Source organism: Corallococcus exercitus (assembly GCF_003611585.1).
GTDB classification, from domain to species: domain Bacteria; phylum Myxococcota; class Myxococcia; order Myxococcales; family Myxococcaceae; genus Corallococcus; species Corallococcus exercitus.
The window spans coordinates 1-22,764 of record NZ_RAVW01000122.1 but is presented as its reverse complement, the minus strand read 5'-3'; the positions used below and the strand labels follow the sequence as shown (position 1 = coordinate 22,764).

Genomic DNA, 22,764 nt, shown 5'->3' with positions numbered 1-22,764 from the left:
CCATCCCCCTGCGTCCCCGCTTCCGAGGAGCATCACTTCGCGGGCGGCGGTGAGATGGGCGAACTGGTGCGCTCGATGGACTGGTCCCGCACGCCGCTGGGTCCGTCCCGCGACTGGCCCGTCAGCCTGAAGACGATGGTGGGCGTCGTGCTCCACAACCGCTTCCCCATGCTCATGTGGTGGGGCCCGGAGATGATCCAGGTCTACAACGACGCGTACCGCCCGGTGCTCGGCCTCAAGCATCCCGGCTCCCTGGGCGCTCCGGGCGAACAGGTGTGGCGGGAGATCTGGGACGTCGTCGGCCCCATGGCGCGGGGCGTGCTGGACGGCGGCCCCGCAACCTGGAGCGAGAACCTGGAGCTGTTCATCAACAGCCGCGGGTTCCTCGAGGAGACGTTCCACACGTTCTCGTACAGCCCCATCCCCGACGAAAAGGGCGGCGTGGGCGGCGTGCTCGTCACGGTGCGAGAGACGACGCAGGAGGTGCAGCACGACCGGCAGCTGCGAATGCTGCGCGACCTGGCGGCCCGCTCCGCCGACGCGAAGTCCCCGGAGCAGGCGTGCAGCACCAGCCTGGACGTGCTGGCGGACAACGACCTGGACCTGCCCTTCGCCCTGCTCTACCTGCTGGACGTGACCGGCGACACCGCCCGGCTCGCGGGCAGCACCCGGTTGCCCGCCGCCGTCCTGGCCACGCTGCCCGCGCAACAGTCCGTCTCCGCGGAGTCCGGCACCGACTGGCCCTTCGCCGAGGCCACCCGGACGGGCGATGCCGTCGTCGTGAAGGACCTGGGCCAGCGCATCCGCGACCTGCCCGGAGGCCGCTGGAACACACCGCCCTCGCTCGCCGTGGTGCGAGCCCTGACGCGGCCGGGCCAGTCGCGGCCGTACGGCTTCCTCGTGGGCGGCGTCAGCCCCCGGCGGCTGCTCGACGCGTCCTACCGCGACTTCTTCCAGGGCACCGGCGAGCAGGTCGCCGCCGCGCTCGCCAACGCGCGCGCCTATCAGGAGGAGCGGCAGCGCGCGGAGGCGCTCGCGGCGCTGGACCGCGCGAAGACGGCCTTCTTCAGCAACATCAGCCATGAGCTGCGCACGCCGCTCACGCTGCTGCTGGGTCCCACCGAGGACGCGCTCGCCAGCCCCGAGCGCACGCTCCAGGGTGACGCGCTGGAGACGGTGCACCGCAACGGCGTGCGCCTGCGCAAGCTGGTCAACACGCTGCTGGACTTCGCGCGCATCGAGGCCGGACGCGTGCGCGCCACCTATGAGCCCACCGACCTGGCCGCGCTCACCGCCGGGCTCGCCAGCGCCTTCCGCTCCGCCATCGAGCGCGCGGGGCTGATGCTCGACGTGGACTGCCCGCCCCTGCCGGAGCCGGCCTGGGTGGACCACGAGATGTGGGAGAAGATCGTCCTCAACCTCATCTCCAACGCGCTGAAGTTCACCTTCACCGGCGCCATCACCGTGGCGCAGGCGCCGCGGGACGGGCACATCGAGCTGCGCGTCACCGACACCGGCACGGGCATCCCCGCCAACGAGCTGCCCCGCCTCTTCGAGCGCTTCCACCGCGTGCACGGCGCCCGCGCGCGCTCCCACGAAGGCTCCGGCATCGGCCTGGCGCTGGTGCACGAGCTGGTGCGGCTGCACGGCGGCACCCTCACCGTCCAGAGCGAGCTGGACCGCGGCACCACGTTCACCGTGCGCATCCCCATGGGCTTCGCGCACCTGCCGCCGGAGCACGTGACGTCCGCCCGGAGCCAGCGTCCGCTGCCCGCGGGAGCGGACCCCTATGTGCGCGACGCCCTGGGCTGGCTGACGCACCTGCCCGCCGCGCCCGGCGAGGACAGCGCCCCTCCGGAGTCCATCACCCCCGCTGTGCTCGGGGAGGAGCGGGGGCGCGTGCTGCTCGCGGACGACAACGCGGACATGCGCGAGTACGTGGCCCGGCTCCTGGGCGCGCACTGGACGGTGGAGGCGGTGGCGGACGGCGAGGCCGCGCTCCAGGCCGCGCGCGCCCGGCCCCCGGACCTCATCCTGTCCGACGTGATGATGCCCCGGCTGGACGGCTTCGGGCTGCTCCAGGCCCTGCGCGCGGACGAGCACACCCGGACGGTGCCCGTCATCCTCCTGTCCGCCCGCGCGGGCGAGGAGGCCCAGGAGGAGGGCCTCCACGCGGGCGCGGATGACTACCTGGTGAAGCCGTTCTCCACGAGGGATCTGCTGGCGCGCGTCACCGCGCAGGTCACCCGCTCCCGGCTGCGCAAGCTGGAGGCCGCGCACAGCGAGCGGCTGGCGCGCATCTTCCAGCACGCGCCCGTGGGCATCGCCATCCTGCGCGGTCCGGAGCACGTCTTCGAGTTCGCCAACCAGAACTACCTCCAGCTCATCGCGAACCGGAACGTGATGGGCAAGGGCATCCGCGAGGCCCTGCCGGACCTGGCCGACCAGGGCATCTACGAGCTGCTGGACGGCGTCTACACCACGGGCGAGCCGTACATCGGCCGCTCCCTGCGCGTCCTCTTCAACGACGGCCCCAACCCGTCCGCGCGCGAGGTGTTCTTCGACTTCGTCTACCAGCCCATGAGCGACGCGAAGGGCCAGGTGGAGGCCATCATCGTCGTGGTCTTCGACGTGACGGAGCTGGCCACCGCGCGGCGGGAGGCGGAGTCCGCCAACCGCGCCAAGGACGAGTTCCTCGCGATGCTGGGCCACGAGCTGCGCAACCCCCTGGCCCCCATCCTCACCGCGCTCCAGCTCATGCGCCTGAGGGGCGACACCGCCGCGGAGCGCGAGCGCACGCTGATTGAACGGCAGGTGACGCACCTGGTGCGCATGGTGGACGACCTGCTGGACGTCAGCCGCGTCACCCGGGGCAAGGTCACGCTCAAGCGCGAGCGCATCACCCTCACGGACGTGCTGGCGAAGGCCATCGAGCAAATCAGCCCGCTCATCGAGCAGCGCCACCACACGCTGGAGGTGGACCTGCCCGACCAGGACACGGACCTCCACGGCGACCCCACGCGGCTGGCGCAGGTGTTCGCCAACCTGCTCACCAACGCCGCCAAGTACACGGAGCCGGGCGGCTTCCTGGCCGTGACGGGCACGCGCGAGGGCCAGGAGCTGGTCGTCAGCGTGCGCGACACGGGCGTGGGCATCCCGCCGGAAATCCTGCCGCGCGTGTTCGACCTCTTCGTGCAGGAGCACCAGGCCCTGGACCGCTCCCAGGGCGGCCTGGGGCTGGGGCTCGCCATCGCGCGCAGCCTGGTGACGCTGCATGACGGCACCATCACCGCGCAGAGCCCGGGCCGGGGCCGGGGCAGCACCTTCACGGTGCGCCTGCCAGCGTTGGAGGCGGAAGTCGCCCCCGCGCTGCCCACGCCGCAGCCGGGCGCGCTCGTCCCGCAGGAGCCCACGTCCGTGAGCGCGCGCGTGCTCATCGTGGACGACAACCGGGACGCGGCGGACGTGCTCTCCGAGTCCCTGGAGTTCCTGGGCTGCACGACGCGCGTGGCCTACGACGGTCCCACGGGCCTGGAGGCGGCGAAGGCGTTCCGCCCCGAAATCGCGCTCCTGGACATCGGCCTGCCGGTGATGGACGGCTACGAGCTGGCCCGGCTGCTCCGCCAGCAGGAGGAGCCCCGCCCCATGAAGCTGGTGGCGGTGACGGGGTACGGCCAGGAGTCCGACCGCCAGCGCTCCAAGGCCGCCGGCTTCGACGCCCACCTCGTGAAGCCGCTGCACTTCGAGACGCTGGAGACGCTGCTCAAGGACCTGACGGGCGCCTGAGGAGCAGGCCGCCCGTCGTCCAGGGGACGTCCGGCCCCACGAAGCCGGGCCGGGCGGCCGCGAAGGCCCTATGCTCCGGCCCGACATGCCGACGCCTTCCGCGCCCTCCGCTCCCTCCTCGCCCTCGGTCACCGGGGCGGACGGTGGACTCTTCTGCGAGCTGTACTGGGGCACCTCCCTGGCGGAGGCCTGGAGCTATGGCCCCGAGCTGGGTCAGGTCCACGCCGCGCCCGACGAGACGGCCCCCCTGCCCCTCTACGGCTTCACGCTGCCGGAGGAGCCCTTCCTCCTCGCCGAGCGCACGCCGCGGGGCTGGCGCATCCACGTGCCGCCCTCCGCGCGCGTGGAGAAGCGCGTCAAGGGCGACGCCTTCCACCCGGTGGGCCCGGAGGAGCTGACGGGCGCGCCGGGCCGCGCGGCGGTGGAGCTGCGCGAGGGCATGACCCTGCGCCTCATGGAGGGCGAGCTGCGCCTCCTGGTGCAGCCGTCGGTGGTGAAGGAGCGCGCGGGCCGCTTCCGCGTGCGCGACGTGGCGTGGCTCATCACCGTGGCCATCCTCTTCCTGAGCGCGCCCGTCGCCTTCCTCGTCATGGGGCCGGACCCGGCGCGCATGGCCGCGAACAACGCGCGCGCGCTGCAGGTCGCCCACGACAAGGAGGAGGCGCGGCGCAAGGCCATGGGCCTGGACCAGCCGCTCAAGCCGCTGACGGAAGCCGAGCGCGCCACGCAGAAGCAGGACGGCGGCGCGCGCGTCACCGTGCCCGCCAGCTTCGGCGTGCGCTAGGGCGCGGGTTCAGGGCCCCAGGCCCACCCAGACGTCGCCATCCTCGAAGAACTCCTTCTTCCAGATGGGCACGTCCTGCTTGAGCCGCTCGATGGCGTGCTCACAGCCCCGGAAGGCCTCCTTGCGGTGCGCGGAGGCCGCGGCGATGACGACGGCCAGCTCGCCCGGCAGCAGCGTGCCCACACGGTGCATGATGGCCAGCCGCGTCCCCGGCCACGCGCGGGCCACCTCGTCGCCAATCTCCGCGAGCTTCGCCTCCGCCATGAGCGCGTAGGCCTCGTACTCCAGCCGCAGCACGCGCCGGCCCTTCGTCTGGTTGCGCACGGCGCCGGAGAACGTCACCAGCCCGCCCGCCCCTTCGGAGGCCACCGCGTCCACGACCTCCGACAGCTGGAGGGGCCGGCCCACCACGCGGAAGAGGCCCGGCGCCCCGCCGGCCACGGGCGGAATCAGCGCCAGCTCCGCGTCCGGCGACACCGGCGCGTCCAGCGCCACGAACTGCTGCTGCACCGCTACGCGCAGGTGCGGCAGCAGCGGCGCCAGCGGCGGGTGCTTCGCGGCGAGCAGCGCGAGCACGTCCGCCACGCGCGCCCCGGGTGGTACCTCCAGCGACTCACGCGACAGGCCCGCGCGCTCGCGGGCCGCGGCGAAGTACAGCACCGTGACGGTCATGGCCTTGGCGCCTCCTGGCGTGTGGCTACCGCTCGCGCAGCACGACGCGGCCCTGGAGCCGGCCGCCGCCTTCCGCGGGGGAGAAGTCGAGGAACCCGTACTCGAACGGGGTGAGCCGCTCCAGGAGCGCCGTCACGAAGACCTGGCTCGCCAGGAGCTGCCCCGTGCCGACGCCCGGCACCGAGCGCACCTCGGCGAGGTCCGCCCGGAGCCGCCCCATGTCCACCATCAGCGACAGATGGCCCGGGCCGAACGCGTCCGCGCCGAAGCGCGTGCGCAGCGTCGCGCCCACGTCGCCCGTCTCGCGGCCGGTGAGCACCTCCCCCGCCTCCAGCGTGGCGCGCTCCGGGGTGAGCGTGAGCGACACCGGCTGCTCCAGGAGCCGCGTGCGGAAGCGCGTGGTGCGGCCCTGCGCCTCCTTCTGGAAGACGAGCGCGTTGTCCTGCAGCTGCTTCTGGATGAGCTGGAGCACCGGCTCCACGGACGTGAGGCCCGCCTCCATCACCACCGTGCCCTTGGGCGACGGGCGCTTGTCCTGGATGAAGCCGCGGAAGAAGGCCGCCGCGTCGAAGTAGACGAGCATCGCCACGTCGCCGCGCAGCGCCTTCAAGAGCGGCTCCGCGTCCAGCCCCTGCTTGCGCCAGCGCTCCAGCGTCCGCTGCCGCCGGGGCGACTCCGGCGAGCCGAACACCAGCCGCGCCAGCTCCTCCGGGGGCACCGACAGCTGCGCCGCCGCCACCGGCCCCACCGCCGCGCGCCCGAGCAGCGCGGAGGCCGGGCCCCGCGTGCCGCCCAAGAGCGGCCGGGACGACGACAGGAAGCCGTCCAGCTCCGCCTGATCCGCCTGCACCGCGAGCGCGCCGAAGAAGCCGCGCACCGGCATGTCCTCCTTCTCCGCCTCCGGCACCGGCGGCGCGGAGAAGAGGAACACGCTGCCGTCGCGCACCTTGCCGCGCAATTCGCCCAGGAGCGCGTTCTCGGAGAGGCCCGGCCCGGACAGCGCCTCCACCCGCCGGCGCACGAGCTCCACGTCCGGGGACTCCTCCACCGCCAGCGCCTTCACCGTCTCCCCGGGCTCCGGGGCGTCCGGCGAGTCCGGCACCGCGAGGTACACGTAGCCCCGGTCCGCGAACAGCAGCATGGCCCGGCCGCCGTCCACCGGCTCCACGCGCGCGCTGCCGTCCTCGCGCGGGAGCACCTGGTGGCCGGCGCTCCGCAGCTCGCGCGACACGGCCGCGAGCGCCGCCCGCGAATCCGTCACGCCCAGCAGCGCCACCACGCCGTCGAAGTCCGGCAGGAGGAAGAAGCCGAAGCCCTCCTCCGGGTCCACCTCCGAGGGGCCCCCCACGAGGCTGCGCAGGAGCAGCGGCATCAGCGGCGTGTCCGCCAGGGTGGCGCGCGCGTTGCCGGCGCCCACCAGCCGCTCGTAGAAGTCCACCAGCCCTTCCACGTTGCCGCGCAGCCGGGGCACCCACAGCACCGTCTGCGCGTCCTGGGGCACCGCGCGGAGCACCGGACGCGGCACCACGGTGAGCACCACCCGGGCCAGCTCCTTGTCCCCGTCCAGCGCCCGCACCGTGTAGCGGCCCGCGGTGGCCCAGGCGTGCTTCACGCCCGGCGCCGTCTGGGCCGGCGTGCCGTCCCCGAAGTCCCAGGTGACGGCGGGCGCCTTCGGGGCGGTGGAGCCGAAGGCCTCCGGCACCCCCGCCTCCAGCGTGCGCTCCGGCCCCAGGTCCGGCCTCAGGCCCCGGCAGCCGGAGGCCCCCAGCCCCACGGCGGCCAGCAGGAGGAAAAGCGGAAGCGGAGACCGGAGTGCGCGGGGTCGGGAGGCCATGGGCCTTTCGGTTAGTAGTCCAACGCCAGCCCGAACATCCAGCGCCGGCTGCTCAGGTTCAGGCCCTTGCCGCCGAAGTTGTTCACATCCGCATGCGTGTACTCGGCGAAGAGGTACGAGTGGTTCACGCCCAGGTCCGAGTCGAAGTCGCGCGCGAAGCGCGGCTCCAGCACGTCCAGGAGGAACGACACGCCGGCGGTGCCCGCCCAGCCCCACTTGCCGCCGCTGGCCTTATCGCCCTCCACCAGCTCCGTCTCGCTGCCCTTGGTCATCCACCACGGGGAGTAGACGAGCCCCAGCTTGGCGTACGGCACCAGCGGGATGCCCCAGCGGAAGGCCGCGTAGTCGAACTTGTAGAAGGCGTTGAGCTGGATGGGCAGCACCTTCAGCGCCGCCTTGTCCGCCGCCGCCGAGCCGTCATCGAGCTTCGCGTCCGCGTACTTCTCCCCGTAGCCCACGCCCAGGCCCAGGCCCGCCGTGCCGATGCCCTGGTAGAAGAAGCGCTGGATCTCCGCCTCGATGAGCAGCAGCGACGCGTCACCGAAGGTGTCCTTGTACGGCGTCGCGCCGTTGAGGGCCTTCTCGGTGTCGATGCGCGGCTTGTAGCCGCCCCCGCGGAAGATGACCGCGCCAGTGCGCGGGGAGCGCGTGGGGATGGTCACCTCCTGCGCCACCGCCGGTACCGCCAAGAGAAGCGCCGCGACTCCCAGGCCCACAGCCCTGCTGCTCATGACACCTTCCTCCGAGACGACAGCCAGATGCCCAGGGCGGCCAGCACCGCGCCACCCGCGATGCCACCACCGGTCGCGGCACACCCGCCGCTCTCCTCGCCGCCGGCATCCTTGTAGGCGTCGAACAGACCATTGCTCTTCACGGGCGTCGCATCCACCTGGCTGGACCCATCGCTCACGTTGCCCGCGGCGTCGATGATGGTCGCCTGGAGCCGATACGTCACGCCATTCGTGAGGCCGGTGACGACGACGTTGCCCTCGCCGGACGCCTTGGTGACGCGCGTCACCGGCCCCGTCGTGCCCTCCAGCGCCAGCGCGCCCACCAGGCCCAGCCCTCCGCCATCCGTGCCGGCGTCCAGGTCCGTACCGGCGTCCAGGTCCGTGCCCGCGTCGTCCGTGCCCGCGTCGTCCGTGCCAGCGTCATCCGTGCCCGCGTCGTCCGTCCCCGCATCCGTGGTCGCGGACGCCACCATCGCCGCCTCCACCACGACGGTGGAGTCCGTTTCCGCGCCGTCCACCTGCACCGACAGCGCCGAGTCCCGGACGATGACCTTGGCGATGGTGGGCGCCTTGGGCTTCACCGGGTCGAACTTCATGACGTAGGCGGGCGCCCCCACGTTGGCGTAGGCCGTCTGGCAGTCGGTGCCGTAGAGCCCGCCCAGCTGCCGCGCGGACGCGCACAGGTTGAAGGAGATCTCCGTCTGCTGGGTGTCGCACGTCGCCGCGGGGCCCCCGTCCGCGCTGGTGCCGCGCGCCGCGAGCAACTCCGCCACGCTGAAGTTCACGGTGCCGGTGGTCGCGCTGGTCGCGGTGAGGGTCTCCAGCTTCAGGTCCGTCGCGGTGGGCTCCGTGCCGCAGGCGTTCGTGGTCGCGTAGATGAAGAGCGAGCCGCCGCAGATGTTGCCGGTGCGCGTCCAGGTGAAACGGCGCGCGTTGCCGCACTCACTCTTGGGCACGGTGATCGTCAGGTTCGTCGAGCCGGTCGCCGCGGTCGCGAACTGCACCGTGGGCCCCACCTGGGCCACGGCGGTGGACGCGAAGAGCAGGAGTCCAATGAATGGAAGGCGCATGGATGGGCAGGAGGCTAGCAAGGGCGGGGCCACCCACAACCCCCGTCCGGACGGCCTGTTTCCCAAGGAAAACCCCGGGTTCGCGCGCCAAACAGGCAAGGTGCCCCCGGGGGCTTTGCCAAATTGTCAGGCGGGGCGTTCCGCCAGCTTGAGGCCCGCGTCCACCAGGTGGGCGGCGGCCCGGCCGGCGTTGTCCACGGACGCGAAGAGCGTCACCCACTCCGGAGCCTGGGGGAAGGCGCGCACCCGGCCCACGTGGACGGCCGGGTCGCTCATCACCAGCATGGGCATGGGGTAGATGCGCTCGCCGGGGGCGTCCAGCACCTTGAGGGACGGGGACGTCTTCAGGGCGGCGCGCACCTGCTCCACCGGGCCCGGCTTCTTCAGCTGCACGTTCACCGTGAGGCCGTGGCCGTGGAAGGTGGGCACCTGCACGGCGGTGCCGGCCAGCACGGGCGTCTCGCCCAGGGCGGAGAACAGGCGCGCGGCCTCCAGCGTCCAGCCGCCCTCCTCCTCCGTCCACGGGCTGTTCACCATGAAGCCGCCCACCTGGGGCACCAGGTTGAAGCCCACGCGGTGCGGAAACACCTGCGGCTCCGGCTCGCGGCCGGACAGCAGGTCCGCGGTCTGCTTCTCCAATTCGGAGATGCCGCGCACGCCCGCGCTGGAGGCGCCCATCAGCGCCGTCACCTGCGCGCGCACCACGCCGAACGCGCGGCGCAGCGGCTCCACCAGGTGCACGGTGGCGCTGGTGACGATTCCCGGCAGGCTCACCACCCGGCCCTTGAAGCTGAAGCCCGGCCCCAGGGCCTCCGTGTTGAAGCCCGGCAGGATGAGCGGCACGTTGCCGTCGCTCCGGAAGGCGGAGCTTGCGTCCACCACCCACGCGCCCGCGGCCTGCGCGGCGGGGGCCAGCGTGCGGGAGGCCTCCGCGGGCGTGGCCAGCAGCACGATGTGGATGCCCCGGAAGGCGTCCGCCGAGGCCCGCTCCACCTCCAGCGTGTCCTCGCCGTACTCCACCTCCAGGCCCTTGGAGCGCTCCGAGCCGAAGGCCTGCACCTGCTCCATCGGCACGTCGCGCGCGTACAGGTTGGCCAGCACCTCGCGACCCACCACGCCCGTGGCGCCCACCACGGCAATCCGAAGGTTCTCTCTCATGACGGGCTCCTTTACGTCAGCGCCTCCGCCCGCGCGAGCACGACGAAGCGTGCTCGAGGCCTCGGCTTCAGTCTTCCTTGAGCCGCGCCGTGGGCACGGGGCCCGGCAGCGGCGGGAACTTCGGATTGCGCTCCGGTTCGGACGCGCGGACGTAGTGCGGCTCCAGGGCGAACAGCGCCTGCTGGGAATACGCCTCCGGCAGCTTCGCCAGCCGCCCCACCTCCACCGCGGACGGGAAGGCCGGGCCGGACAGCAGCCGGTGCGGCGCGACGCCGTGCTTCTCCAGCGCCTGCCGGTAGTCCGCGAGCGCCGGGCCCAGCGCCACCGCCTCCGGTTCGGCGGCCATGCGCCGCGCCACCTCTTCCGGCGACATGGCCGTCTCAGGCGCCAGCGCCTCCACGGCGTGGCCCACGCGGCGGTAGGCGCCCAGGTACAGGTCGTCCTTGCGCGCGACGGCGAGGCAGAACAGCGGCACGCCCTCCGGCCCCTCCAGCGCCACCGCCGCCAGCGACGAAGCGCCGGCCACCTTGAGCCCCGTGGCGTACGCCAGCGCCTTCACCGTGGCCAGGCCGATGCGCAGGCCCGTGAAGGACCCCGGTCCCAGGCCCACCGCCAGCCCCTCCAGGTCCTTCAGCTTCAGGCCGTGACGCTGGAGCAGGTCCCCGACGACGCCGGGCAGCGCCTCGCTCTGCTTGTCCGGCGGCGGCACCACCACGTGCTCCACCGCGCGCACGTCCGTCCCCTGGCGTTCCACCAGGGCGAGCGACAGCGTCAGCGTGGAGGTGTCCAGCGCGAGCAACACAGGCGACATCCCTTCTCTTGCGTTCGAATCGCTTCAGGCCGGAACGGCCCAGAACTCCACCGGCACCTGCGACACGCGGTCGCCGCCGCACCGGTACAGCCGCACGCGCGCCAGGCCCTTGTCCAGCATTCCCAGCGCCTTCGCCGCGGCCTTCGACACGTCGATGATGCGGCCGTCCACGAAGGGGCCGCGGTCGTTGACGCGCACCTCCACCTGACGGCCGTTCTCCATGTTCATCACCTTCACGCAGGAGCCGAAGCGCTCCGTGCGGTGCGCGGCGGTGAGGGCGTTCTGGTTGAACTTCTCCCCGCTGGCGGTGGGCCGGCCATGGAGGCCCGGGCCGTAGAAGGACGCCAGGCCCTCCCCCAGGTAGTTGCGCGGCATCTTCTCCCGGCGCGTCACCTTCGTGCCGTCGTCACCGGAAGCAGCGGTCTCCGGCGGCTGGGGCTTCGCCGCGCGCGACGCGCAGCCAGCAAGCAGTCCCATCCCCATGAGCAGGAGCGCGGTCCGTCCGTGCATCATCACCTCGCTAGCGGGTCACGTCGTTGGTCACGGCCAGCAGCATCAGCAGGATGAGCAGCGCCAGGCCCACCATGTTCGCCACCTCGCGCACGCGCACGGGGATGGGGCGGCGGCGGATGCCCTCCCACGCCGCGGACAGCAGGTGGAAGCCGTCCAGCACCGGGATGGGCAACAGGTTCATCACGCCCAGGTTGATGGAGATGATCGCCATCAGGTTGAGGAAGCTGTCCAGGCCCTGCTCGGCGCTCTTCGCGGCCAGCTGGTACATCATGATGGGGCCGCCAATCGTGCTGGGCGACACCTTGCCCACGAACAGCCCGCCCAGCACCTGCACCATCTGCCCGACAATCTTCGGGACGATGAGCGCGGCCTCCTTGAAGGCGGCGGCCGGGCCCAGGTCGATGGTCACCTTCTCCACCGGCGGCAGGTCCGCGCTGCTGAAGCTCCACGGGCGCGCGCCGAACACCAGCGGGGCGCTGGTCTGGCCGTAGTCGTCGCGCGTCTTGAGCGGCGCCTGCGTCAGCTTCTCCGTGCGCTCGCCCTTCTCTCCGCGCCACGTGAGCGTGAAGGGCTGGGCCTGCAGGCCGTTGAGCACCGTCGCCAGCTTGTTGAAGGACTTCAGCGGCGTGCCGTTGATGGCCACGATGCGGTCGCCCGGCACGATGCCCGCCCCTTCCGCCACGCTGCCGGAGGCCACGCTCGCCACGTAGAGGTCCACGGCCTCCGCGCCCAGCGCCGCCGCGCCCTCGCCGGCCTGACGCGGCAGGGTCACCTCCACCACTTCCGGAACGCGGCCGGTGACGGCGCCCACGGCCACCGAGGCCAGGCGCGCCACGCTCAGCTTCAGGGGGGTGCCTTCCGGCACCTTGGCCACCTCGCGGTAGAGGGCCGCCTCGTCCTGCACGTGCACGCCGTTGACGGACAGCACGCGGTCGAAGCTCTTCAGGCCCGCGGCGGCCGCGGGGGACGTCGCCGGCACGCCCACCACCGGCGGCTGCGGGTAGGGGCTCACGCCAATCATCCCGCGCTCGACGGTGTCCACCGGGGACACCTCCGAGCTCTTCTCCGGCGTCACCTCCACCACGAGCTGCTGCCCCTCGCGCTCCAGGGTGACGGGCACGGGGCGGTTGAACTTGCCGACGAACGCGTCGCGCATGTCGTCGAAGGTGCGGACCGGCTCACCCTCCACGGAGAGGATGCGGTCTCCGGGGCGGATGCCCGCGGCGGCGGCGGCCATGTCCGGCGACACCATGCCCACGCGCGTGGACAGCGTCTCCTGGGGGCCCAGGAAGACGAAGAAGTAGACGAAGATGGGGAACAGCAGGTTGAAGGCCGGGCCCGCGAGGACAATCAGGCCGCGCTTCCAGGGCGGCTGCGCCAGGAAGCCGCGCGACGCCTCTTCCGGCGGGAGTTCCTCGTGGGGCAGGTCGCCGGCCATCTTCACGAAGCCGCCCAGGGGCAGCAGGGCCACCTGGTACTCCGTCTCGCCCTTGGTGAAGCCGATGATCTTCGGCCCGAACCCGATGGAGAACTTGAGGACCTTCACCCCGCAGGCCTTGGCCACGAGGAAGTGGCCAAGCTCATGCACCGTCACGAGCACGCCCAGCAGGAGGATGAAGAACCCGAGGTTCTGGAGCATGGCCGGAAGAGTAATCGCGCCCCCTGGGACGGACAACGCACAACGCACGCAGCAAGGCGGGCGGGCAGGCGCGAAATCAGGCACTTACGGCAGCAGGTGCCTCACGAACTGCACATAGACGAACACCAGCGGCGCGTTGAAGATGAGCGCGTCGATGCGATCGAGCACGCCGCCGTGTCCGGGAATGAGCTTTCCGGAGTCCTTCACGCCGTAGGCGCGCTTGAGCATGGACTCGCAGAGGTCGCCCACGGGGCCCAGAAGGCCGCCCAGGATGCCCAGCACCACACAGTCCCACACGGTGAAGATGGGGAAGAAGCCGAGCTTGGCGACGAACATGCCCAGCACCGAGCCGACCATGCCGCCGAAGAAGCCCTCCCACGTCTTGTTCGGGCTGACCGCCGGGTAGAGCTTGTGCTTCCCCAGGAAGCGGCCCGCGAAGTACGCCAGCGTGTCGTTGGCCCAGGTGATGGTCAGCGCGCAGATGACCCACGCGTGCCCTTCGCCGGGGAGCAGGCGCAGCGCGGACAGCGCGGTGAGGCCGATGGAGCCGTAGAGGAAGCCCGTGACGAGGTGCGCGGCCCGGGTGGGGGCCTCCGCGAGCGCGCCCCGGAACAGGTTGTAGATCCACGCGAAGAAGAAGAAGACGGACGTCACCCAGAAGGCCGTCTCGCCCGTGCGCGCGGCGTCCCGCAGGGGGAGCAGCGGCATGACGAAGGCCGCGGCCATGCCCACCCATGCGGCGGCGCCCAGGCGCTTCTGCGTGATGAGGTAGTACTCCCCGGCGCACACGGCCGCGGCGGCGGCCAGCAGCACGGCGCTGTAGTACCCGCCCAGGAACAGCAGCAGGAGCACCAGCGGCAGCAGGGTGATGCCGGTGACAATCCGGATGAGGAGGTTCTTGTTCTTCTCGTTCACGCCTTGGCCCGCTGGGGGGTGTCGTCCCGGTTGACCTGGGCGGACGTCAGACCGAAGCGCCTCTCGCGGCCCTGGAACTGCGACAGGCAGCGAAGGAACTCCTCGGTGCGGAAGTCGGGCCACAGGGCGTCGGTGAAGCACAGCTCGGCGTACGCCAATTGCCAGAGCAGGAAGTTGGAGATGCGCTGCTCACCGCTGGTGCGCACGATGAGGTCCACCGGAGGCAGCCCGGCGGTCCACAGCCGCGACTCCAGGTCGTCGGCGTCCAGGTGCGCGGGGTCCAGCTCGCCGCGCGCGGCGGCCTGGGCCAGGTCGCGAGCGGCGCGCAGCAGCTCCTCGCGGCCGCCGTAGGACAGCGCCAGGGTGAGCACCATGCCCGTGTTGTGGGCGGAGTCGGCCCGCAGGCGCTCCAGGGGCTCGCGCACGTAGCGGGGAAGCTTGTCCACCTCGCCAATGGCGTTGAGGCGGATGCCGTTGTCGAGGATCTCGGCGCGCTCGGACTCGAGGTACTCGCGCAGCAGTTCCATCAGCCCGGCGACCTCTTCCGGCGGGCGGGCCCAGTTCTGGGAGGAGAAGGCGTAGAGGGTGAGGGCCTGGACGCCCAGCCGGCGCGCGGTGCGCGTGACTTCCCGGACGCTGACGCTGCCCTCGCGGTGGCCCTCCAGCCGGGGCTGGCCGCGAAGCTCCGCCCAACGGCCGTTGCCGTCCATGATGATGCCCACGTGGCGCGGGAGCGGCCGGGCCTTGACCTGGGCCTCGAGGGCGGTGGGCAACACGGTAAGAGGGCGATCCATGAAGCCGCGCACCCTAGCGGCGGCGCCGCGTCGCGTCCACGGGCGCGTGGCCCCTCGGTCCCTCTCCCCAGGTAGGCGGTCGTCCAGAGGGGTTGAACGGTTCATGAGGGGACATGAGAGCGGTTAAAGTGGGCTTCCATGAAAACTCTTCATGCCCTGCCCTCCTTCCGGCTGCTCGGTGGGCTGCTCGGGTTCTGGGTGTTCGGGGCGGGTCCAGCCTTCGGGCAGACGGCGGGGACCGCGGCGTCCCGGCCCGCGGGCACGTACTTCGATGCGGCCATGGCGGAAGCGGCCCGGCTCTATGAGGACCTGGAGTCCGAGCAGGCGCTGGCGGCGGTGACGCGGGCGCGGCGGCTGGCGCGGACGGAAGCGGAGCGCAGCGCGGCGGCCATCTACGAGGGCGTCATCCTGGCGGACATGGGACGGCGCGACGAGGCGCTGGCGTCGTTCCGGGCGGGGTTGATGCTGGCGCCGGAGGCGAAGCTGCCGGCGAAGGTGTCGCCCAAGGTGGAGGGGGATTTCGAGTCGGTGCGGAGCGCGGTGCGGCAGGAGCGCGCGGCGCTGGCGAAGCCGGCGGATGCGCCGGTGCGGCCTCCAGTGGTGGAAACGCCTGCCCCGTTGAGCCCGCCCCAGGTCGCGAGGGCGTCTGCTCCGGCTCCGGGCGTGAACCTGAAGGTGGATGCCCATGAGCGCGGGATGCGCCGGGTGCCGACGGTGTCGTGGGCGCTGCTGGGGACGGGCGTGGTGGCGGGCGGCGTGGGGTCCATCTTCGGGCTCCAGTCGCGCGGCAACGTGAACTCGGCGCGCGAGGCGGAGCTGTCCTCCAGCGTGAGCGGGCACCTGGACGATGCGCGGGGACAAGCGGTCGTGGCGAACGTCCTTTTCGGGACGGCGCTGGCGGCGGCGGCTGGAGCGGTCACCACGTACTTCCTGATGGGTGAGTCCACCTCCATGGAGGGTGGCCGGTGAGGTATGGGCTCGTGGCGGCCGTCGCATGGGGGACTCTGGGAATGGGATGCACGGTTCCGGAGACGGACCAGGTCATCCTGGAGCGGCTCTGTGAAGGGCGCGGGTCTCAGGCGTTGGACGGTGTCCTGCGGGCGGATCCCAATGCCTGTGACCGTGGACTGGAGTTGACCGTCCAGCCCGTCGGTTTCAATCCCGGCTGCATCCGCGTGACTCTCGGGACGAAGGAGGGCAATCGGACCGTGTCCACCCAGGTGCTCGAGCGCCAGGACGCGCGGCCCGGGGATGCGCTCCGGGTGGCGGTCCTATTGTCCGACACCTGGAAAGGCGACGTCCTCTTCCACGTGGATGCGTTCGAGCAGACCTGCGACGCGGCACCCGTCGCGAGCCAGGTGCTCCAAGCCTCTCCGACGGACAAGGGTGAGGTGACCCAGACGCGGCTCGAACTGGCCGCCGAGGACATGGACCAGGATGGCTTTGTCTCGGCGGCCCGTGGCGGCACGGACTGCAATGATGCGAACGCGAACATCCATCCCGGCGCCCTGGAACGGTGCAATGGGGTGGATGACAACTGCGTCGACGGGGAAAGCGACGCCGTGGATGCCCCGACCTGGTACGCGGACATGGACCTGGACGGCCATGGTGGAACACCCGTCCGGGTGTGCGTCGCCCCCGCCGGTACGTATGTCACGCGCGAGGACTGCGACGATCGCAACCGCCTCGTCCATCCCGGCCAGAGCGAAGTCCTTTGCGATGGCAGGGACGACAACTGCGACGGCGACGCCGATGAAGGCTTCAACGTTGGCGCCGCCTGCACCACGGCACAGAATCTCCCCGGACGGCTGGCCTGTGACGCCGCGGTCCCCTCGCGCACCGTCTGCACCGCCCTCCCTTCGGCCATGGGTTCCGGTTCCTCCGACCCCATGAGCCTGGCTTCCGAGGCCCTGGAATGACGCGCCAGTCTTCACACCTGAATCCGCGTCCCGTGCTCGCGGTACGAGCATGGATGGCGCTGGCCATCATGCTCCCACTGCTCGCCGTCTGCTCCGACACTCCGGACCGGAACTGTCCTTCGGGGCTGCTCTGTCCGGAGGGACGCAGGTGCGCCGCGAAGCAGGACATCTGCATCCCCTCGGATTGCGGCGATGGAGTCATCCAGGACGACGAAGCCTGTGACGACGGCAACGTCATCGACGGTGACGGTTGCAACCACACCTGCACCTCCACGGAGGTGTGCGGCAACGGCGTCGTGGACTTCGCCCGGGGCGAGAAGTGCGATGATGGCAACACGCTCGACGGGGATGCCTGTAGCGAGGACTGCCGCTCCAGCGAGGTTTGTGGCAACGGCGTGCGAGACACCGCCGTGGGCGAGACGTGCGACGACGGCAACAACGTGAGCGGCGACGGGTGCAGTGCCGACTGCTTGTCCAAGGAGATCTGCGGCAACGGTTATACCGACGCGGTCATGGAAGAGCGCTGTGACGACGGCAACACCGAGGACAGCGACGGGTGCAGCGCGGATTGCCGTACGGTCGAGGCGTGCGGAGATGGCCTTCGCCAGGGCCGCGAGCAGTGCGACACCCAAGGCGAGTCGAGCACCTGCAACATCAACTGCACCCTGCCGACCTGCGGCGACACCCTCTTGAATGCCGCTGCTGGCGAGCAGTGCGAAGACGGCAACACCGTCACCGAAACGACCTGTCCCTACGGCACCGCCAGGTGCCTCGGGTGCAGCGCGGACTGCCGGTCCATCCTCAACCTCACCGGCAACGTCTGCGGCGACGGCATCAAGTCCGCGGACCATGAGGCATGCGACGACGGCAATACGACGACGGAGCCTTCCTGCCCGTATGGCGCGAAAAGTTGCACGGTTTGCAGTGGGGACTGCCAGTCAGTCGTCACCGTGAGCGGCAATGTCTGTGGCGACAACGTCCGGGCCCCAGTCCATGAAGCATGCGACGACGGCAATAACGTCACCGAAACGACCTGTCCCTACGGCACCACGAGTTGCCAGCGATGCAGTTCGGACTGCCAGACCGCCCTCAGCCTCACAGGCAATGTCTGTGGTGACAACGTCGTGGACCTCGTCAACGAAGCCTGTGACGACGGCAACACGACCACGGAAACAGCCTGCCCCTACGGCACCACGAGTTGCCAGCGATGCAGTGGCGACTGCAAGACGGTCCTGACGCTTCAGGGCAATGTCTGCGGTGACGGCGTGCAGGACCCCAATCCCTCGAACGAGGTCTGTGACGATGGGAATACCAGCGTCTGCGGCTCGTGCAGCGTCGACTGCAAGTCGAAGACGCTCCAGGCGGCGACGGGCACCATCACGGCCTCCTCCAGCACGAACATGAATGACGGGGAGACATTCACCATCGCTGACGGCATCAACGTACCCGTCACCTTTGAAATTGACCGCGATGGAAAGATCCGGAACGCCGAGAACCAGCGGGTGGCCGTGGAGATCAGCACGACCTCGGTACAGATCGCCCTCATCATCCGGGACGCCATCAACGCCGTGCCAGAGCCGTTCGAAATCAAGGCGTCGGTCGCGACCAACAGCTCCACCGTGAACGTGACCCACACGCTGATGGGTTCCTTTGGCAACCAGGCGATGACCGAGACGATCACCGCTAGCGCCTTCAAGGTGATTGGCCTGAGCGGCGGCAGTGGCTACGACTGCCCGGAAGGGACGAACTGTGTGGGCGACGTGGACTGCGCCCCCGGCCTCATCTGCGGGCCTTCCCGGGTCTGTACCCTCCCCTGATCAGGGCTGGGACCTGGAAGCCCACCTCACTCCGTCGCGAGGTTGAGCTTGAAGACGTTGTCCTGCCCCGCCTTCACCTCGAAGGCGCGTGACACGTCCTTGCCCAGGTCCTTGTTCACGACGCGGACCTGATGCGAGCCCTCCGTCGCGTCCACGGCGGCGAAGGGCGTCTGCCCCAGGTTCTTGCCGTCCAGGTACACCGTGCCGAACGGACGGACGCGGAACTCCACCTTGCCCTTGGGGAGTTCGCGACGGACCGGCGTCACCGGACGCCGAGGCGTCGAGGTGCTGGCGACGACAGGCTTGTCCTGGGCCTTCGTGCCCGTCGCGGGGACGGCCACGCGCACGGGAAGCGGCACTCCCGCGTCTGGCTCGGACCGGACGGACTCCGCGGGAGGCGGTGCGACGGCCATGACCTGTGCCCCCGCGTCCTGCACCTCGGACGTGGCCACCACCGGTGCCTTGGGGGACTCGGGAGCCACCATCTCGGCCGCTGGCTTCGCGGGTGAGCGTTGGCTCAACGGCACCGGAGGACCCGGAGGTCCGGTCACGGCCTTCTCAGCGCCTTCCTTCTGCCCTCCCAGGAGCGTCAGGCCGCCCATGAGCCCCAGCATGCTCACGAACATCACCGCGCCCGCGATTCTCCGAAGCCGGGCACGCTCCTCCTTCGCGGAGGAACCAGGCACCTCGATGGAATCGGGCGGCGGAAGAGGCCGCCTTGAAGTCTGCGTCTCCCCGGCGCGATTCCGCGGCGCGGAGGCCTCCGCCAGCAGGCTCCCCGCCGAAGGCGTCGCGGGATCCGTCGCCGCGTCGAACCGGCTCGACGGCACGTCGTTCCCCGATGCCGTGACCGAGGGAGCCGCCATCGACCCTCGTGAGGCCAACGGCTCCCACGCCGTGCCCACCCGGCCGGGCATGGGCGTCTTCGCTGCCTCCGGCGCACGGGCCGCGGGCGCCGCCTCCCGCCCCTTCGCGGGCGTGGCCGCGACAGGCGTGGCCTCCACCCCTTCCATCACCTGCGCCACCAGCCGGGCAATCTGGTACGCGCCCACCGGCTCGCCCAGCGACAGCACGAAGCGCTCCAGGTCCGCCTGGAACGCGCGGCAGTCCGGATAGCGCTGCTCGCGGTCCTTCGCGAGCGCCCTCTCCAGGATGCGCTGCATCGCCTCCGGCAGGTCCGGCCGGCGCTCCACCGCGGGCACGAAGGGCTCGAAGAGGATGGCCTGCATCATGCTCACGTCCGTCGTCGCGTCGAAGGGACGCTTCCCGGTAAGCAGCTCGTAGAGCACGATGCCCAGCGCGTACACGTCCACGCGCCCGTCCATGGCCTTCGCCTGGAGCTGCTCCGGCGGCATGTACGCGACCTTCCCCTTCACCACCCCCGTCGCCGTGCGGTGGCTCTGCCCCGCCACCTTCGCGATGCCGAAGTCCACCACCTTCACCGCGCCCTGCCGCGAGACGAGCACGTTCTCCGGAGAGATGTCCCGGTGCACCAGCCCCAGCGGCGCGCCCGTCTCCGCGTCCGTCAGCTCGTGCGCGAACGCCAGCCCCTCCGCCGCGGCGGCCACCAGCTTCGCGCACACCCCCGCGGGCAGCGGCTGCTTCAGCTCCATGGAGCGCTTGATGAGCCGGCGCAGCGTGGGCCCGTCGATGTACTCCATCGCCAGGAAGTAGCTGCCGTCCACCTCGCCGAAGTCGAAGATCTGCACCACGTTCGGGTGGTCCAGCCGGGCGGCCAGCTGCGCCTCGCCCAGGAACATCTCCACGAACGCCTCGTCCTCCGCCAGGTGCGGGAGGATGCGCTTGAGCACCAGGGTCTTCTCGAAGCCCCGGGGTCCCGCCGCCTTCGCGAGGAACACCTCGGCCATCCCCCCCGAGGCGAGCTTCCGCACCAGCTGGTACTTCCCCAATTGCATGGACGGTGAGCTTTCCCACGGTTCACTGGAAAAGTGAAACGCCCAGGGGGACAGGCGTCCGCTGTCTCTCAAGACACGTCTGCGTGTTTGACCGTGACGTGACGTGCTCCGTAGGATCCGCCCTCCCATGCCTCCCAAGGCCATTGGTCCCTACCGCGTGCTGGAGACGCTCGGCAGTGGCGGGGCCGGGACCGTCTATCGGGCCCTGGACCGCCGCAGCAACGACGAGGTCGCGCTGAAGCTCCTGTCGACGGGTGGCCCGTCGCTGGACGACCGCGCGGCCCGGAGACTCGTGCGCGAATTCGAGACCCTCGCGGACCTGGCCCACCCCAACGTGGTGAAGGTCTTCGAGGCCGGCGTCCACGAGGGCCAGCTGTACCTGGCTATGGAGCTCATCGAGGGGCTCACGCTGCGCCACTACCTGGACGTGAGCTTCAACGACATGCACACGCCCACGCCCTCCTCGCGCGGCCCGCTCGCCATCCGCCGCACCGCGGACGACGACTTCGGCAGCGTCGACAGCCCGGACGAGGACGAGGACGACGCCGTGGACGACGGCACCTTCGACCTGAACGCCTTCGCGGAAGAAGCGCCCAGCGAGGACCTGGCCAGCTTCCACGGCGCCGAGGACGACTCGGACTCGGACTCGGACGGGATGCTGGTGGTGGACCCGCGCCGCGCGGCCCCTCGTGCGCAGCCACCCTCGCGGCCCGCCACGCCGAAGATGGCGGACCTCAACCGTCCGGAGCGCATGGGCAAGCTGAAGGACGCCATGCTCCAGGTGTGCGAGGCGCTGGCGTACATCCACGGCCACGGGCTGGTGCACCGCGACCTGAAGCCGTCCAACATCATGGTGGACGACGACCGGCAGGTGCGGCTGATGGACTTCGGCCTGGCCAAGTTCCTCGCCGACGACGCGGGCATCACCGCGGACGGCAAGCTCGTGGGCACCTACCGGTACATGGCCCCGGAGCAGATTCTCGGAGAGCCGCTGGATGGGCGCTCGGACCTGTACAGCCTGGGCGTCATCCTGTACGAGCTGCTGAGCGGGCGTCCGCCGTTCGACGCGAAAACGCCGCACGAGCTGTGGCGTCAGGTGCTGGAGACGGAACCCCCGCCGCTGCTCGCGCTCAACCTGCATGGCGACCCGCAGCTGGCGCGGGTGGCCCATCGCCTCATCCGCAAGGAGCCGGACGACCGGTTCCAGACGGCCGAGGAAGTGTACGAGGCCCTCTCCGAGTGACCACGACGACGACGCACACCCTCACCATGGACGCCGCCAAGGCGGGCCAGCGGGTGGACCTGTTCGTGGGCGAGGCCCTGGGCCTGTCCCGCGCCCGCCTCAAGCGCCTCTTCGAGGAGGGCCAGGTGCGCGTGGACGGCCGCCCCGCCAAGAAGGGGCTCACCATCACCGCCGGCCAGACGGTCACCGTGACGGTGGAGGAGGCCCCGCGCGAGGCCGTGCCCGACACGGACTTCCCGCTCGTCGTCCTGCACGAGGACGCGGCCCTGCTCTTCGTGGACAAGCCCGCCGGCCGTCCGTCGCACCCCCTGCACCCGGGTGAGACGGGCACCGTCGCCAACGCCCTGGTGGCGCGCTACCCGGAGGTCGCGCAGGCGTCCCAGGACCCGCGCGAGGGCGGCCTGTGCCACCGGCTGGACGTGGAGACGTCCGGGGTGCTCGCCGTCGCCCGCACGCGCGAGGCGTGGACCGCCGTGCGCGAGTCCTTCAGCAACCGCACGGTGGACAAGCGCTACCTCGCCCTGGTGACGGGCCCGCTGGCGGACGAGGGCGAGGTGGAGGTGCCGCTGCGCCACCACCCCCGCCACCCGGACCGCGTGGAGCCCGCCCCCTACGGCGCCGAGGACGCGCGCGAGGCGCTGTCCCACTTCCAGGTGCTGGCCCGCTCCGGGGACTACAGCCTCGTGGAGGTGCGCATCCTCACCGGCGTGCTGCACCAGGTGCGCGCGCACCTGGCGGGCGTGGGCGCTCCGCTCGTGGGGGACGCGCTCTACGGGGGCCGCGAGGCGCCGGAGCTGGGGCGGTTCTTCCTGCACGCCCGCTCGCTCACCGTGCCGCACCCGGTGACGAAGGCGCCCGTGAAGGTGGAGAGCCCGCTGCCACCGGACCTGGTGGCGGAGCTTTCGCGGCACGGGCTGTCGTGGCCGGTGGCCGGCTAGGGCGTGTCCGCAAATTAGAGCCAGAGGCGGATGGAGGCGATATGGACCATCGCCAGGTAGTTGGCGGCGCGCTTCTCATAGCGCGTCGCCACCCGCCGGTTCTGCTTCAAGCGATTGAAGAGACACTCCACCCGGCAGCGCTTGCGGTAGGCCGCGCGCCGGAAGGCGCGCTGCCGGGGCTGGTCCGAGCGAGTGGGGATGATGGCGTGCACCCCATGTTCGCG

The 22,764-nt window shown here is 71.2% G+C and carries 19 protein-coding genes; 7 read left to right on the top strand and 12 right to left on the bottom strand.

Annotated elements, in window-relative coordinates; all coding sequences use genetic code 11:
• A partial coding sequence (locus tag D7W79_RS17130; protein WP_120526454.1) for an ATP-binding protein occupies positions 1-3,786 on the top strand: 3,786 nt, incomplete at its 5' end.
• Positions 3,787-3,871: 85 nt separating this feature from the next.
• Positions 3,872-4,570: a hypothetical protein gene (locus tag D7W79_RS17125; protein WP_120526453.1), complete on the top strand. Its 699-nt coding sequence runs from the start codon at positions 3,872-3,874 to the stop codon at positions 4,568-4,570.
• Between the two features lie 9 nt (positions 4,571-4,579).
• On the opposite strand, the gene D7W79_RS17120 is transcribed toward D7W79_RS17125, so the two are convergent.
• The 10 genes from D7W79_RS17120 to uppS all read right to left on the bottom strand — a co-directional run bounded on the left by D7W79_RS17120 (position 4,580) and on the right by uppS (position 14,707).
• Positions 4,580-5,242 carry a molybdenum cofactor biosynthesis protein gene (locus tag D7W79_RS17120; RefSeq protein ID WP_120526448.1) on the bottom strand — a complete coding sequence of 221 codons (663 nt, stop codon included), beginning with the start codon at positions 5,240-5,242 and terminating at the stop codon, positions 4,580-4,582.
• A gap of 25 nt (positions 5,243-5,267) precedes the next feature.
• The gene (locus tag D7W79_RS17115; RefSeq protein WP_120526447.1) at positions 5,268-7,076 is read right to left on the bottom strand and encodes a PKD domain-containing protein; all 1,809 of its coding nucleotides are present in this window, start codon (positions 7,074-7,076) and stop codon (positions 5,268-5,270) included.
• Positions 7,077-7,087: 11 nt separating this feature from the next.
• The gene (locus D7W79_RS17110; RefSeq protein WP_120526446.1) at positions 7,088-7,807 is read right to left on the bottom strand and encodes an MXAN_2562 family outer membrane beta-barrel protein; all 720 of its coding nucleotides are present in this window, start codon (positions 7,805-7,807) and stop codon (positions 7,088-7,090) included.
• Complete coding sequence (locus D7W79_RS17105; protein WP_120526445.1) at positions 7,804-8,877, bottom strand: MXAN_2561 family MXYO-CTERM-anchored protein; 1,074 nt, start codon at positions 8,875-8,877, stop codon at positions 7,804-7,806. Before D7W79_RS17105 ends, D7W79_RS17110 begins: the two co-directional genes overlap by 4 nt.
• A gap of 126 nt (positions 8,878-9,003) precedes the next feature.
• The gene (locus D7W79_RS17100) at positions 9,004-10,035 is read right to left on the bottom strand and encodes an aspartate-semialdehyde dehydrogenase (RefSeq protein WP_120526444.1); all 1,032 of its coding nucleotides are present in this window, start codon (positions 10,033-10,035) and stop codon (positions 9,004-9,006) included.
• A 67-nt stretch (positions 10,036-10,102) separates the two neighbouring features.
• Positions 10,103-10,846: a tRNA (adenosine(37)-N6)-threonylcarbamoyltransferase complex dimerization subunit type 1 TsaB gene (gene tsaB, locus D7W79_RS17095; protein ID WP_120526443.1), complete on the bottom strand. Its 744-nt coding sequence runs from the start codon at positions 10,844-10,846 to the stop codon at positions 10,103-10,105.
• A gap of 24 nt (positions 10,847-10,870) precedes the next feature.
• The gene (locus D7W79_RS17090; RefSeq protein WP_120526452.1) at positions 10,871-11,356 is read right to left on the bottom strand and encodes a septal ring lytic transglycosylase RlpA family protein; all 486 of its coding nucleotides are present in this window, start codon (positions 11,354-11,356) and stop codon (positions 10,871-10,873) included.
• 10 nt (positions 11,357-11,366) lie between these two features.
• Positions 11,367-12,998, bottom strand: a complete 1,632-nt coding sequence (rseP, locus tag D7W79_RS17085; RefSeq protein WP_120526442.1) for an RIP metalloprotease RseP — start codon at positions 12,996-12,998, stop codon at positions 11,367-11,369.
• An 84-nt stretch (positions 12,999-13,082) separates the two neighbouring features.
• Positions 13,083-13,913: a phosphatidate cytidylyltransferase gene (locus tag D7W79_RS17080; protein WP_120526441.1), complete on the bottom strand. Its 831-nt coding sequence runs from the start codon at positions 13,911-13,913 to the stop codon at positions 13,083-13,085.
• The gene (gene uppS, locus D7W79_RS17075; RefSeq protein WP_120526451.1) at positions 13,910-14,707 is read right to left on the bottom strand and encodes a polyprenyl diphosphate synthase; all 798 of its coding nucleotides are present in this window, start codon (positions 14,705-14,707) and stop codon (positions 13,910-13,912) included. The genes D7W79_RS17080 and uppS overlap by 4 nt, the downstream gene beginning before the upstream one ends.
• A 138-nt stretch (positions 14,708-14,845) precedes the next feature.
• Here uppS and D7W79_RS45770 point away from each other — a divergent pair, with 138 nt between their 5' ends.
• The 3 genes from D7W79_RS45770 (at position 14,846) to D7W79_RS17060 (ending at position 18,443) form a co-directional block, all read left to right on the top strand.
• Entirely contained in the window at positions 14,846-15,676 is an 831-nt protein-coding gene (locus D7W79_RS45770) for a tetratricopeptide repeat protein (protein ID WP_276375364.1), read from the top strand.
• A gap of 239 nt (positions 15,677-15,915) precedes the next feature.
• A complete protein-coding gene (locus D7W79_RS17065) occupies positions 15,916-16,626 on the top strand; it encodes a putative metal-binding motif-containing protein (protein ID WP_158616984.1) in 711 nt (236 codons plus the stop codon).
• Positions 16,627-16,658: 32 nt separating this feature from the next.
• Positions 16,659-18,443, top strand: coding sequence for a DUF4215 domain-containing protein (locus D7W79_RS17060; RefSeq protein WP_208729759.1), 1,785 nt, complete (start codon positions 16,659-16,661; stop codon positions 18,441-18,443).
• A 26-nt stretch (positions 18,444-18,469) separates the two neighbouring features.
• Here D7W79_RS17060 and D7W79_RS17055 read toward each other — a convergent pair whose 3' ends face one another.
• Positions 18,470-20,359, bottom strand: coding sequence for a serine/threonine-protein kinase (locus D7W79_RS17055; RefSeq protein WP_120526438.1), 1,890 nt, complete (start codon positions 20,357-20,359; stop codon positions 18,470-18,472).
• Positions 20,360-20,486: 127 nt separating this feature from the next.
• Here D7W79_RS17055 and D7W79_RS17050 point away from each other — a divergent pair, with 127 nt between their 5' ends.
• Positions 20,487-21,602 (top strand): serine/threonine-protein kinase, encoded by a 1,116-nt coding sequence (locus tag D7W79_RS17050; protein ID WP_120526437.1) that lies wholly within the window; start codon positions 20,487-20,489, stop codon positions 21,600-21,602.
• A gap of 26 nt (positions 21,603-21,628) precedes the next feature.
• Complete coding sequence (locus D7W79_RS17045; RefSeq protein WP_120526449.1) at positions 21,629-22,540, top strand: RluA family pseudouridine synthase; 912 nt, start codon at positions 21,629-21,631, stop codon at positions 22,538-22,540.
• A gap of 14 nt (positions 22,541-22,554) precedes the next feature.
• Here D7W79_RS17045 and D7W79_RS17040 read toward each other — a convergent pair.
• Positions 22,555-22,764 (bottom strand): transposase (locus D7W79_RS17040; RefSeq protein WP_147441950.1); only part of this gene is annotated, 210 nt, incomplete at its 5' end.

What these genes read in the sequence shown, in the direction of transcription:
- D7W79_RS17125 (WP_120526453.1), top strand. Translation starts at nt 3,872, where the DNA reads ATGCCGACGCCTTCCGCGCCCTCCGCTCCCTCCTCGCCCTCGGTCACC.
- D7W79_RS17120 (WP_120526448.1), bottom strand. Translation starts at nt 5,242, where the DNA reads ATGACCGTCACGGTGCTGTACTTCGCCGCGGCCCGCGAGCGCGCGGGC.
- D7W79_RS17115 (WP_120526447.1), bottom strand. Translation starts at nt 7,076, where the DNA reads ATGGCCTCCCGACCCCGCGCACTCCGGTCTCCGCTTCCGCTTTTCCTC.
- D7W79_RS17110 (WP_120526446.1), bottom strand. Translation starts at nt 7,807, where the DNA reads ATGAGCAGCAGGGCTGTGGGCCTGGGAGTCGCGGCGCTTCTCTTGGCG.
- D7W79_RS17105 (WP_120526445.1), bottom strand. Translation starts at nt 8,877, where the DNA reads ATGCGCCTTCCATTCATTGGACTCCTGCTCTTCGCGTCCACCGCCGTG.
- D7W79_RS17100 (WP_120526444.1), bottom strand. Translation starts at nt 10,035, where the DNA reads ATGAGAGAGAACCTTCGGATTGCCGTGGTGGGCGCCACGGGCGTGGTG.
- tsaB (WP_120526443.1), bottom strand. Translation starts at nt 10,846, where the DNA reads ATGTCGCCTGTGTTGCTCGCGCTGGACACCTCCACGCTGACGCTGTCG.
- D7W79_RS17090 (WP_120526452.1), bottom strand. Translation starts at nt 11,356, where the DNA reads ATGCACGGACGGACCGCGCTCCTGCTCATGGGGATGGGACTGCTTGCT.
- rseP (WP_120526442.1), bottom strand. Translation starts at nt 12,998, where the DNA reads ATGCTCCAGAACCTCGGGTTCTTCATCCTCCTGCTGGGCGTGCTCGTG.
- uppS (WP_120526451.1), bottom strand. Translation starts at nt 14,707, where the DNA reads ATGGATCGCCCTCTTACCGTGTTGCCCACCGCCCTCGAGGCCCAGGTC.
- D7W79_RS45770 (WP_276375364.1), top strand. Translation starts at nt 14,846, where the DNA reads ATGAAAACTCTTCATGCCCTGCCCTCCTTCCGGCTGCTCGGTGGGCTG.
- D7W79_RS17055 (WP_120526438.1), bottom strand. Translation starts at nt 20,359, where the DNA reads ATGCAATTGGGGAAGTACCAGCTGGTGCGGAAGCTCGCCTCGGGGGGG.
- D7W79_RS17050 (WP_120526437.1), top strand. Translation starts at nt 20,487, where the DNA reads ATGCCTCCCAAGGCCATTGGTCCCTACCGCGTGCTGGAGACGCTCGGC.
- D7W79_RS17045 (WP_120526449.1), top strand. Translation starts at nt 21,629, where the DNA reads ATGGACGCCGCCAAGGCGGGCCAGCGGGTGGACCTGTTCGTGGGCGAG.